The sequence below is a fragment of the Nocardia abscessus genome (assembly GCF_015477775.1).
Classification (GTDB): domain Bacteria; phylum Actinomycetota; class Actinomycetes; order Mycobacteriales; family Mycobacteriaceae; genus Nocardia; species Nocardia abscessus_A.
Map to the genome: position 1 here is coordinate 12,480 of NZ_JADLQO010000016.1, position 14,018 is coordinate 26,497.

The 14,018-nt window shown below is 72.2% G+C and carries 1 protein-coding gene (only partly in view); it reads left to right on the forward strand.

Annotation, left to right across the window (positions count from 1 at the left end):
- Window positions 1-14,018, forward strand: partial view of a non-ribosomal peptide synthase/polyketide synthase gene (locus tag IU450_RS31055; RefSeq protein ID WP_195153292.1) — the 5' portion only. Its footprint extends 3,802 nt past the window's final position; 14,018 of the gene's 17,820 nt are visible here — the first part of the coding sequence; it begins with the start codon at window positions 1-3; its stop codon lies beyond the right edge, outside the window.

Here is a 14,018-nt window from a genome sequence, read left to right on the forward strand (position 1 = left end):
GTGCAGGATACGGAGTTGGGTGGGTTCAGCGCGTTGCCGCAGCGTTCCGTCGAGCCGAAGCCGTCGCCGGCCGCATCCGAGCCGTTCGCGCTGGCGCCCGCCCAGCTCGGCGTCTGGTACGCGCAGCTGCTCGACCCGGACGTGCCGATCAACGTCGCACAGTACGTGGACGTGCACGGCGAACTGGACGCCGCGCTGCTGCAGGAGGTGACGGTCGAGGCGGCCCGCGAGTACGAGTCGGTGCTGGTGCGGATCGGCGAAGCGGGCGGCGTCCCGCACCAGGCGGTCGACCTCGGCCTCACGGTCGACATTCCGCTGATCGACCTGCGCGAACACCCCGACCCGGTGGCCGCGGCGCACGCCTGGATGCGCGCCGACGCGAGCGCGCCGGTGGACCTGCTGACCGACCGGCTGTTCGCGGGCGCGGTGCTGCGCATCGCCGAGCGCCGGCACTTCTGGTATCTGCGCGCCCATCACATCGTGCTGGACGGCTACGGCGCGCTCACCAACACCACGCGGGTCGCCGAGCGCTACACCGCCCGCGTGCTCGGCACCGAACCCGAAGCCGTGCGGCCCGGGACGCTCGCCTCGCTCACGCAGGCCGAACTCGCCTATCGGGACTCCGCCCGGTTCGCATCCGATCGCGCGCACTGGGCCGAGCGGGTGATCGGGCTGGACGGCGCGACCAGCCTGGACGGGCGGCGCGCGCCCCGCTGCGCGAGCAACCTGATCGCCGGGCGCGCACTCGCGCCGGAGCTGGTCGAGCGGATGAACGCCCTTGCCGCGCGCCAGGATTCGACCCTCGCTGTGGTGCTGCTCGCGGCGTTCGCCGCCTACCTGGGACGGCTGACCGACCGCGACGAGGCGGTGCTGAGCCTGCCGGTGACCGCGCGCACCACCGCGGCGCCGCGGCGGTCGGCGGGCATGCTGTCGAACATCGTGCCGCTGCGGCTGCCGGTCGGCGGGAACTGGGGCGGGCTGCTGCGTGCCACCCGGGTCGAGGTCGCGGGCGCGCTGCGCCACCAGCGCTACCGGCACGAGGACATCCGCCGTGACGCCGAGAGCGCGGGCGCCCCCGCCCAGCGCGGGCTGTTCGGGCCGCTGGCCAACATCATGCTGTTCCGCAGCGATCTGACCCTCGGCACGACGGTGGGGCGCTACCACGTGCTGTCCACCGGGCCGGTCGAGGACCTCGGCATGAACGTCTACTACGGCGACCGGGACCGGGTGCACGTCGATTTCGAGGCCAATCCGAACCTGTACACCGCCGACGACGTCGCACGCCACCACGCCCGGTTCCTCCGCTACCTGCAGCGCCTGGTCGCCACCGACCCGGACGTCGCGCTCGCCGCGGTCGGCGTGGCGACCGAGCTGGAACTCGAGGTCAGCACCCGGATCTGGAACGAGACGGGTTTCGACGTGGAAGCGCAGCTGCCGGGCCGCTGCGCGGGCTTCGCTCCCGTCGCGACGTTGGTGTCGATGTTCGAGGCGCAGGCGGCCCGCACGCCGAGCGCGGTGGCGCTGCGGGCCGCCGGTGCGCCGGACCTGACCTACCGCGAGCTCGCGGCGCGCAGCAATCGGCTCGCCCGCCGCCTGATCGCCCTCGGGGTCGGACCGGAGACGCTGGTGGCGCTGCACCTGCCGCGCTCGCCCGAACTGGTGATCGCGATGTACGCGGTTCTGGCGGCGGGCGGCGCGTACCTGCCGCTGGACCCGGACCATCCACCGGAGCGCACCGCGCACATCCTGGCCACGGCGCGTCCGGCGTGTGTGCTGACCGCCGGACCGGACGCGGCGCCCGAGCTGTCCGGCCTGCCGGTGGTGCGGGTGGACCAGGCCGACGAGACCGTCGGGGCCGGGCCGGTGTGGGACCGGGAACGTGTCGCGGCCCTTCGGCCGGAGCATCCGGCGTATGTGATCTTCACCTCCGGATCGACCGGTCAGCCCAAGGGCGTCGCGATCACCCATCGGGCCATCGTCAACCGGCTGGTGTGGATGCAGCACACCTATCGACTATCCGCGAAAGACGTTGTACTGCAGAAGACTCCGGCCACGTTCGACGTGTCGGTGTGGGAATTCCTCTGGCCGTTGCAGATCGGTGCGACGCTGGTGCTCGCCCAGCCGGAAGGGCACCGCGATCCCGCTTATCTGCATCGGGTCATCGACGAATACGGCGTCACCACAGCGCATTTCGTGCCGTCTATGCTCGAGGCGTTCCTCGCGGCCCCGCAGGTCGCCTATCGGACGTCGCTGCGTTCGGTGTTCGCCTCGGGGGAGGCGCTGCCCGCCGCGCTCGCCCAGCGGCTGCGCGCGCTGACCGGCGCTCGCCTGCACAACCTGTATGGTCCGACGGAGGCGGCGGTCGACGTCACCTTTCACGAAGTCGCCGACACCGATACCCTCTCGGTGCCGATCGGCGCGCCGGTGTTCAACACCAGGCTCTACGTCCTCGATTCGCGGCTTCGGCCGGTACCGGTCGGGGCGCCGGGTGAGCTGTATCTGTCGGGGGTACAGCTCGCCCGGGGCTATGTCGCGCGACCGGAGCTGACCGCGGCACGGTTCGTGGCCGATCCGTTCGGCGGCCCGGACGGGCCGTCGCCTACGGGGGACCGGATGTACCGCACCGGTGACCTGGTGCGATGGACCACGCACGGGGAGCTGGAGTACCTCGGACGCACCGACTTCCAGGTTAAGCTGCGCGGCCTGCGCATCGAGCTCGGCGAGATCGAGACCGTGCTCGCCGCGGTGGACTCGGTGGTCCGCGCCGTGGTGGTGCCGCGCGACGACGCGGGTGTCGGCGCGCGAATCGTCGCCTACGTGGTCGAAGCGGAGCCCGGCGCGGTGCGGCCCGAGCGGCTGCGGGCCGCGGCGGCCGAAGCGCTGCCCGGGTACATGGTGCCCGCCGCGTATGTGGTGCTCGACACATTTCCGGTCAACGCCTCCGGCAAGCTGGATCGCGCCGCGCTACCCGTTCCCAGCAGGGCTTCCGCCGACTACACCGCACCCGCGTCCGCCGCCGAGCAGGCGGTCGCGCGCGTGTTCTCCGAAGTGCTCGGTAACAAGCTGGTCGGTCGCAACGACGACTTCTTCGCACTCGGCGGAAACAGTCTGGTGGCCACACAGGTCGCCGCCCGGCTGTCCGCCGACCTGAACTGCCCGCTCGGAGTTCGCGACGTGTTCGCCGCCTGCACGGTGGCCGAACTCGCCGCACTTGTCGAGCGGGCCGGTGGATCCAGCGGCGCGTCCTTGGTCGCGCAGCTGCGGGCACGGCCACGGCCGCCGCTGGTTCCGCTTTCTCCTGCGCAGCAGCGCATCTGGTTCCTCAACCGGTTCGAGCGCTCCAGCGCGAGCTACAACATGCCGTTCGTGGTGCGCCTGCGCGGCGCGGTGGACATCGCCGCCCTGCGGCAGGCGCTCGATGACCTGGTCATCCGGCACGAGGTGCTGCGCACGATCTTCCCCGCACTGCTGCCCGGTGACGGCGCGGGGCCCGCCGCACGGCAGGTCGTGCTGTCGGTGGCGGAGGTGGCGGGCGCGCCGGAGGCGATCGGCGCCGCCGACCTCGACGGTCACCTGGCCGCGTTCGCCGCGCGCGGCTTCGATCTGGAACGTGAGATCCCTATCCGGGCCCGCGTCTTCGCGGTGGACGACGGCAGCTGCGCGCTCGCGCTCGTTCTGCACCACATCGCAGCCGACGGGCTGTCGCTGCGGGTGCTCGCCCGCGACGTGATGACCGCGTACCGGGCGCGTCGCGGCGGCGTCGCACCCACCTGGGCCCCGCTGCCGGTGCAGTACGCCGACTACAGCCTCTGGCAGCAGGAAATGCTCGGCTCCGCGCGGGATCCGTTCGCGGCCGCTCAGCTGTCGTTCTGGACCGGCGCGCTGGCCGGCGCGCCCGACCAGCTGGACCTGCCCGCCGACCGGCCCCGCCCGGCGGTCGCCTCCGGCCGTGGCGCGGTGTTCGGCTTCGAGCTGCCCGGCGAATTGGTCACCCGGATGGCCGAACTCGCGCGAGCCCAGGGCGTCTCGACCTTCATGCTGACGCACGCCGCGCTGGCCGCGCTGCTGGCACGACTGTCCGGCAGCGACGACATCGTGGTCGGCACCCCGGTCGCGGGCCGGGGCCACCGCGCGCTCGACGACCTGATCGGCATGTTCGTCAACACCCTGGCGCTGCGCACCCGAATCGAGCTCGCCGCGCCGTTCACGGCGCTGCTGGCGCAGGTCCGGGAGCGCGACCTCGCCGCGTTCGGCCACGCCGAACTGCCGTTCGAGCAAGTGGTGGCGGCGCTCGACCCGCCGCGCTCGCAAGCGCGCCATCCCCTGTTCCAAGTGCTGCTCGCCTTCGACAATGCCGAGGCAATCGCCTTCGAACTGCCCGAACTGTCGGTTGCCACCAGTACCCTGGACACCGGAGTGACCAAGCTCGATCTGCAGCTCACGGTCACCGAGAACTCCGCCGGTGCCGGACTCGGGGAAGGTTCGGCATCGGCGGGCGTTCCAGCGGAATTCACCTATGCCACCGATCTCTTCGACGAAGCGACCGTCGCGGGCTACGCCCGCAAGCTGATCGGCTTCCTGTGGGCCGTCACCGCCGATCCCGAGATCGCGGTGCTCGATCTGCCCCTCCTCGACCGCGACGAGCAGGCGCGCGTCATCGCGGCCGGACGGGCTCCGGTCGGCGCGCACGACCCGGCGCGGACGCTGCTCACCGCCTTCGATGCGCAGGTGCGGCGCACTCCGGACGCGGTCGCGGTGCTCGACGGCGAGCGGCGGCTGACCTACGCGCAGTTCGCGGGCGCGGTCAACCGGCTGGCGCGCCGGCTGATCGGCGCGGGCGTCGGCCCGGAGCGGCTGGTCGTGCTCGGTATGCGGCGCTCGGCCGACCTCGTGGTGGCCGCGTACGCGGTGCTGACGGCGGGCGGTGCGTACGTGCCGGTGGACCCGGACCAGCCCGCTGCCCGGATCGCGCAGGTGATCGCGGCGGCGCGCCCGGTCTGCGTGCTGGCCCGGTCCGGTGACGACCTGGCCTCCGAACTGGCCGATCGGTGCGCGCTCGCCGAGCGTCCGGCGACGCCGATCATTACGGTGGACGCCCCCGATGTCGCGGAGTACTCCGACGCGGCGGTGACCGATGCGCACGGCGCGTCCCCACTGCACACCGCTTACGTGATCTTCACCTCCGGCTCCACCGGACAGCCCAAAGGCGTCGCGGTGCAGCACGACTCGGCGGTCAACCAGATCGAATGGATCGCGGACGAATACCGCGTCGACGCCGACGACGTCGTGTTGTTCAAGACCCCGGCCGCCTTCGATGTCTCGGTGTGGGAGCTGTTCGCGCCCCTGGCCCGTGGCGCACGGATCGTCGTCGCCGAGCACGACGGACACCGCGACCCCCGGTATCTGGCGGCGACCATCGCCGCGCACCGGGTCACCATGACCTCGTTCGTTCCTTCCATGCTCACGGTGTTCGCCGACGCCGTCGCGCGGGAGGCGATCGCGTCGCTGCGCACCGTGCTGGTCGCGGGCGAGGCGATGACCGGTGAGGCTGCCGCGGCGTTCGCCGCGGTGAGCTCCGCGCGGCTGCACAACCTTTACGGCCCCACCGAATTCACCGTGCACGCCACGCGTGCTGCCGTGGACCCGGCCGCGAGCGGACCGGCGCCGATCGGGCGTCCGGTCCCCGGCAGCCGGGCAATGGTTCTCGATGCCCGGCTGCGGCCCGTTCCGGACGGCGTGGTCGGCGAACTGTACCTGGCCGGCGTGCAAGTGGCGCGCGGCTACCACGGTCGAGCCGACCTCAGCGCGGAGCGTTTCGTCGCCGACCCTTGCGGACCGGCGGGCGCCCGGATGTACCGGACGGGCGATCTGGTGCGCCGCCGCGACGGCGCCCTGGAATACCTGGGCCGCGGCGACTTCCAGGTGAAGCTGCGCGGGCAGCGGATCGAACTCGGCGAGATCGAGGCCGCGCTGCTCGCCATGGACGAGGTGCGCGCGGCGGCGGTGCGGGTCGTCGCGCAGCCGTCCGGTGACGTGCTGGCCGCCTACGTGGTCGGCGCCATCGCGCCCGATCGGCTCGCCGCGGAGCTCGAGCAGCGGCTGCGCCTGACGCTGCCTTCGTACATGGTGCCCACCGCCTACAGCGCGCTGACCTCGATGCCGCTGACCCCGTCGGGCAAGCTGGACCGCAAGGCGCTGCCCGATCCGGCGCCGGTCACGAAGGCGTTCCGCGCGCCGGGCACGCCGGGGGAGCGTGCCGTCGCCGCCGTGTTCGCGCAGAGCCTGGGTGTGGATCCGGTCGGCCTGGACGACGACTTCTTCGCCCTCGGCGGCAACTCGCTGGTCGCCACGCAGATCGCCGCCCGCCTCGCCGACGCGCTGGACACCGAGGTGCCGGTACGCGCGCTTTTCGAGTACCCGACGGTGGCGGCGCTCGCCGCGCACCTGTCCGGCGGCGGGCGCCCGCGCAACCACACGCCACTGGTCGCCGGGCCGCGCCCCACGCTGGTGCCGCTGTCCTACGCGCAGCAGCGCATGTGGTTCCTGAACCAGTTCGACGCGGCGTCGGTGGCGAACAATCTGGTCGCCGCCATCCGATTGCGCGGCGCGCTCGACGCGGCCGTGCTCGGCGACGCCGTCACCGACGTGGTGACCAGGCACGAGTCACTGCGCACCGCCTACCCTGCGGCGGAGGGTATTCCGTATCAATTGGTGTTGCCCGTGGACGAGGCGCGGATCGCGCTGGTCGCGGAAGTGGTCGAGGCACAGCGGCTGACGCGGCGAATCCGCGAACTGGTGGCGACGCCCTTCCGCGTCGACCGCGAGCCACCGGTGCGGCTCACCCTGCTGCGCCTCACCGAGGACCATCACGTGCTCGTCGTGGCCATGCACCACATCAGCGCCGACGGCTGGTCGCTGGCGCCGCTGACGCTCGATCTCATGCGCGCCTACCGCGCTCGCCGCGACGGCGCCGCGCCCGACTGGACGCCGCTCGCCGTGCAGTACGCCGACTACGCGCTGTGGCAGCGGGAAGCACTCGGCTCCGAGGACGACCCGGATTCGGTGCTCGCCGAACAGATCCGGTTCTGGGAGCGCGAGCTGGCCGGTCTGCCGGACGTGCTGCCGTTACCGGCTGATCGCCCGCGCCCCGCTGCCGCGTCCGGCCGCGGTGCGCGTCATGCCTTCACGATCGATGCCGGGACGCGGCGCCGGTTGCGCGAGATCGCGGACGGGGCGAACGCCTCGCTGTTCATGGTGCTGCACGCCGCGTTCGCGACGTTGCTGGCCACGCTGTCGGGGCAGCGCGACATCGCGGTCGGCACCCCGGTGGCCGGGCGGGGCGACCGTGCGCTGGACGAGTTGGTCGGCATGTTCGTCAACATCGTCGTGCTGCGCTCGGACGTGCGGGCCGAGCTGTCGTTCACCGAGCTGGTCGCGGCGGTGCGCGATCGCGACCTGGCCGCCTTCGCCCAGGCCGACGCGCCGTTCGAGCGGCTCGTCGAGGTCCTCGCGCCGGAGCGGTCGGCGGCCCGGCACCCGCTGTTCCAGGTGATGCTCGACTTCCAGAACACCGCGCGGACCGAACTGGAACTCGACGGCCTGACCGCGTCCGCGCTCGATATCGACACGGGGACGGCGAAATTCGATCTGCACCTTTCCCTGGCGGAGGCGGCGGACGGTTCCGGGCTCGCCGCGGTCTTCGAGTACGCGACCGATCTGTTCGACCCCGCCACCGTGGCGTCGTACGCGCTGCGCTTGCGGCGGGTCCTGGACGCGGTGGTCGCCGATCCGCAGGTGTCCCTCGGCGCGATCGACGTGCTGAGCCCGGGCGAACGCGCGCTGATCCTGGACACCTGGAATGCCACCGGACACCCGGTGGACCCGGCCGCGACGCTGGTGTCGTTGTTCGAGGCGCAGGCGGCGCGCACGCCGGACGCGATCGCGGTGAGCTTCGAGGGCGCAGCGCTCACCTACGCCGAGTTCGCGAGCCGAGTGCACCGGCTGGCCCGGCTGCTGGTGTCCATCGGCGCGCGGCCGGACAAGCCGGTGGCGGTGGGCATGCGGCGGTCGGCGGATCTGGTGGTCGCCCTGTACGCGGTCCTCGCGGCCGGGGGCGCCTACGTGCCCATCGATCCGGAGCATCCGGCGGAGCGGATCGCCGACGTGCTGCGGATCGTGCGTCCGGTCTGCGTGCTGACCCGTTCCGAGGACGGGCTCGACCTGCCCGGCCAGGACACCGGCGCCGGACTGTGGGCGGTGCTGGACGTCGACCTGTTCGACACCGAGGACTACGCGGACACACCGCTGACCGACGCGGACCGGCTCGGGACGCTCATGCCGTCGAACACGGCGTATGTGATCTTCACGTCGGGTTCGACGGGCCGCCCGAAAGGTGTGGCAGTCGCGCATTCCGCGATCGTCAACCGCCTCGTCTGGATGCAGACCGCCTACCAGTTGACCCTCGCTGACGTGGTGTTGCAGAAGACGCCTGCGACGTTCGATGTGTCGGTGTGGGAGTTCTTCTGGCCGTTGCAGATCGGCGCGCGCCTGGTGGTGGCGAAGCCCGGAGGGCATCGCGATCCGGCGTATCTCGCGGAGGTCATCAGTGCAGAGAAGGTGACGGTCACCCATTTCGTGCCGTCGATGCTGGCGGTGTTCGTAACGGATGCGGCTGCGGCGCGGTGTGGTTCGCTGCGGTTGGTGTTCGCCTCGGGTGAGGCGTTGCCGCCGAAGCCCGCGCATCGCTTGCGTGAGTTGACCGGTGCGGCGTTGCACAACTTGTACGGCCCGACCGAAGCGGCTGTCGACGTCACCTTCCACGAGGTGGTGGATGCCGATACCGAGTCGGTGCCGATCGGTGCTCCGGTGTTCAACACGCAGGTGTTCGTGTTGGATGCGCGGTTGCGTCCGGTGCCGGTGGGTGTCGCGGGTGAGCTGTACCTGGCAGGCGCGCAATTGGCACGCGGTTACGCGGGCCGCCCCGACCTGACCAGCGATCGGTTCGTGGCCGATCCGTACGGGGAGCCCGGCGCGCGGATGTACCGCACCGGGGACCTTGTTTCCTGGACCGCTGGTGGCGAGTTGGCCTATCTCGGCCGGACCGATTTCCAGGTGAAGTTGCGTGGTCTGCGCATCGAACTCGGCGAGATCGAATCGGCGCTGACGGATCTGGACGAGGTCGCGCGAGCCGTCGTGGTCGTGCGCGACGACGCCGGTGCCCGGCTCGTCGCCTACCTGGTCCCCGAGTCCGGCGCGCCGCTGGATCTCGGCGCGGTCGAAGCGACACTCGCCAGGCGGCTCCCCGCGTACATGCTGCCCTCGGCGTACGTGACGCTGGCGGCGTTCCCGGTCAACGCTTCCGGGAAGCTGGACCGCAAAGCGCTACCGGCGCCCGCGGTCGAGTCCGCGCGGTTCCGCGCGCCCGCGACGCCGGTACAGAAACTCGTCGCCGCCGCTTTCGGTGAATTGCTCGGCCTCGACCGGGTGGGTCTGGGCGACGACTTCTTCGCACTCGGCGGCAACTCGCTCACCGCCGCTCGCGTGGTGGCCCGGCTCGGCGCGGCGCTCGACGCCCAGTTGCCGGTGCGGGCGCTGTTCGACGCGCCGACGGTGGCCGCGCTGGCCGCGCGCGCCGAAACGCATCGCGGTGGCGGCGGACGCGCCCCACTGCGTCCGCTACCGCGTCCGGACCGGATGCCGCTGTCCCCGGCCCAGCAGCGCATCTGGTTCGTCAACCGCTTCCACGCCGGCGAGCAAGCCGGACCGTCGGACGCGATCGACAACATCCCCGTCGCACTGCGGCTCTCCGGCGACCTCGACGTGGCGGCGATGACCGCGGCCGTGGCCGACGTGGTGGCCAGGCACGAGACCCTGCGCACCGTCTACCCGGGCGGCCCGGAGGGGCCCGAACAAGTGGTGCTGCCCACGGCGGCGCCGCCCATGCCGGTCGAGCAGGTGACCGAAACCGCGTCGGCGCAGCGGCTGCGCGAGCTGGCGGCCACCGCTTTCGATCTGACCACCGAGACACCGTTGCGCGCCGCGCTGTTGGTGATCGGCGACGGACCACGGCCGCAGTACGTGCTCGCCCTGGTGCTGCACCACATCGCCGCGGACGGGTTCTCCCTCGGACCGCTGGCCGAAGACCTGATGACCGCCTACGTGGCGCGCCGCGCCGCCGCGGCACCCGCATGGGACCCCCTGCCGGTGCAGTACGCCGATTACACGCTCTGGCAAGCCGAGTTCGCCGACCTGGACCGGCAACTCGACTACTGGCGGCACATTCTGGCGGGTCTGCCGGAGCAGCTGGAACTGCCCACCGACCGCCCACGCCCACCGGTCTCGTCCCATCGCGGCGCGACCCACCGCCTGCGCGTGGACTCCGATCTGCACAGCGAGCTTGGCGAGCTGGCCCGCAAGCGGGAGACCACGCTGTTCAGCACGGTGCACGCGGCGCTGGCGGTGCTGCTGGCCCGCCTGTCCGGCGGCTCGGACATCGTGATCGGCACCCCGGTCGCCGGACGCGGCGACGCGGCGCTGGACCGGCTCGTCGGCATGTTCGTCAACACGCTGGTGCTGCGGACCGCCGTCGACTCCAGAGCCAGGTTCGAGACCGTGCTGGACGCGGTGCGCGACCAGGACCTCGACGCGCTCTCACACGCCGACGTGCCGTTCGAACGTCTCGTCGCGTCGCTCGCGCCGACCCGCTCGCGCAACCGTCATCCGCTGTTCCAGGTGGCGCTGACCTTTCAGAACTTCGCCCTGCCCGAACTCGAGCTGCCGGGTCTGCGGGTGCGCCCGCAGGAGTTCGACACGCCGGTGGCCGAATTCGACCTCCAGTTCACCGTGCTGGAGTCGAACGACCGGGACGGTCGCGCCGACGGCATGCAGGTCGAGATCCGCTACGCCACCGACCTTTTCGACGCGCCGACGATCGCCGTGCTGGGCAGGCGGTTCACCCAGGTGCTCGCCGCCGTCGCCGCCGATCCGACGGTGGTCGTCGGCGACATCCAACTGCTCAGCGCCGAGGAGCAGCATCGGGCGCTGTACGAATGGGCGTTCGGCGGCGGCGACGTCGCGGACGCGGACGGCAGTCTGGCCGAGCGCTTCGCGCGCGCCGCCGCGCTGGACCCGGCCGCCGTCGCGGTCCGCGACGGCGCGCGGTCGCTGGCCTACGCCGAACTGGACGACTGGTCCAACCGCTTGGCGCGGCGGCTGATCGCCGCGGGTGTCGGTCCGGAAACGCTGGTGGCGGTCGCGCTGCCGCGCTCGGCGGAACTGGTGGTCGCCCTGCTCGCGGTGCTCAAAGCGGGCGGCGGGTATCTGCCGATCGATCCGGCCTACCCCGGCGACCGGATCGAGTACGTCCTCGACGACGCTCGCCCGATCTGCGCGATCGCGGGCGCGGCCACCGAGTTACCGCGCGGCTGGTTCGGCGGACCGGTGATCGACGTCGACGCGCCCAACCTCGCGGAGTTCGGCGGCGGGCCGATCACCGACGCGGACCGGCGTGCGCCGCTGCGTTGCGCGCACGTCGCCTACGTCATCTACACCTCCGGCTCCACCGGCAAACCCAAAGGCGTTGTGGTGCCGCACCGCAACGTGCTGCGACTGCTGGACAACGCGCAGTCGCACTTCGATTTCGGCCCGGCCGACGTGTGGACGCTGTTCCACTCCTACGCCTTCGACTTCTCGGTGTGGGAACTGTGGGGCCCGCTGCTGACCGGCGCGACGGTGGTGGTGGTCGACTACTACACCTCGCGCTCGCCGCAGCAGTTGCGCGAGGTGTTGATCGCCGAGCGGGTCACCGTGCTCAACCAGACCCCGTCGGCGTTCTATCAGCTCGTCGCCGCCGATCTGGCCGAGCCGGAACCCGCCGCATTCGCGCTGCGCGCCGTCGTCTTCGGCGGCGAAGCGCTGGAGCCGCAACGGCTGGCCGGATGGTTCGCGCGCTACCCCGACGCACCCCGCCTGGTGAACATGTACGGCATCACGGAGACCACGGTGCACGTGTCCCTTCGCGAGATCGACGGGCGCGCGGGCTCGGCGAGCGTGATCGGCACGGCGCTGCCCGGCCTGACCGTTCGCCTGCTCGATGACCGGCTGCGGCCCGTGCCGGTGGGCGTGCCCGGCGAGATCTACGTGTCCGGCGGCCAGTTGGCGCGCGGCTACCTGCACCGTCCCGCGCTGACCGCGGGACGCTTCGTCGCGGACCCGTACGCGGGCGACGGATCGCTCGCCTACCGCTCCGGCGACCTGGCCCGCTGGACGCCCGACGGCGGCCTGGAGTACCTCGGACGCGCGGACCAGCAGGTGAACCTGCGCGGCTTCCGCATCGAACTCGGCGAGATCGAGGCCGCGCTGCTCGACACGTCCGCGGCGGTCCGGGAGGTGGCCGTGGTGGTGCGCACCGATCTGGTGGACGAACCGCGCATCGTCGCGTACGTGGTGGCCGCCCACGAGCCCATCGACGCCGCCGCGCTGCGCCAAGCGCTGACCTACCGCCTGCCGGAGCACATGGTGCCCGCCGCGATCGTGCCGGTGCCACGAATCCCGTTGACCGTCAACGGCAAACTCGACCGTGCGGCGCTGCCCGCGCCCCGGTTCGTATCGACCGTCTACCGGGCGCCGTCCACGCCGGGTGAGCGCGCCGTGGCCGAGGTGTTCGCCGAGGTGCTCGGTGTACCGCGCGTGGGCGCGGACGACGACTTCTTCGCACTCGGCGGCAGCTCTCTGCTGGCCGCCAAGGCGGTCGCCAGGATCGGCGTGGCGCTGGGCCGGACGGTGGGTGTTCGGGCGCTGTTCGAAGCTCCCCGGGTCGCCGATCTCGCGGCCCTGGCGAGCACGGTGGCCATGGGCGGGACACGACCCGTGCTGGTGGCGGGACCGCGTCCGGAGCGCGTGCCGCTCTCACCCGCGCAGCGGCGGATGTGGTTCCTCAACCGGTTCGACCAGTCCGCCACCGCCTACAACATTCCGGTGGCCCTGCGCTTGTCGGGGCGGCTGGACGTGCCCGCGTTGCGGGCCGCCGTCGGCGACGTGGTGGCCAGGCACGAGGCGCTGCGCACCCGGTATCCGCAGGTCGACGGTGAACCGGTGCAGCTCGTCGCCCCCTTCGCCACAGCTGCCACAGCCGCCGCGGCACTGCGGCCGATCGACCTGCCGGAAGACCGTCTGCCGCAACGGCTCCGGGAGCTGGCCGCGACGACCTTCGACGTCACCGCCGAGATCCCGGTGCGGATACGGCTGTTCCGCGTCACCCGCGCGCAGGCGCACTCAGAGGACGGACGCGGCGAGTTCGTGCTCGCCGCGGTGTTGCACCACATCGCCGCCGACGGGTCGTCCATCGCGCCGTTCGTGCGGGACCTGATGGTCGCCTACACCGCCCGCCGCGACGGCGCGCCGCCGCGATGGACCCCGCTTGCCGTGCAGTACGCCGATTACGCGCTCTGGCAACGAGACCTACTCGGCGCCGAAGACGACGACGAATCGGTGGCGGCCCGCGAACTCGCGTACTGGACCGAGACCCTCGCCGGGCTGCCCGACCAGCTGGCGCTGCCGACCGACCGTCCCCGCCCCGCGAAGCAGAGCCTGCGCGGAGCCGAGGTGCCGCTGACCATCGGCGCGCGGCTGCACGCGGATCTCGTGGGGCTCGGCCGCAGGCACGGCGCCACGCTGTTCATGGTGGTGCACGCCGCTTTCGCGGTGCTGCTGGCGCGCTGGTCGGGCACCGGGGACATCGCGGTCGGCACGCCGGTGGCGGGCCGGGGCGCGGCCGAACTCGACGACGTGATCGGGATGTTCGTCAACACTCTCGTGCTGCGCGTCGGCGTCGAGGGCGGCGAGTCGTTCGCCGGGCTGCTCGGGCGGGCGCGCGCCGCCGACCTCGCGGCGCTGGAACACGCGACCGTGCCGTTCGAACGCCTGGTGGAAGTGCTCAATCCGGTGCGCTCCACCGCCCGGCACCCGCTGTTCCAGGTCGGTTACTCGTTCCAGAACCACGAGCGCGGCCGGCTGCGGTT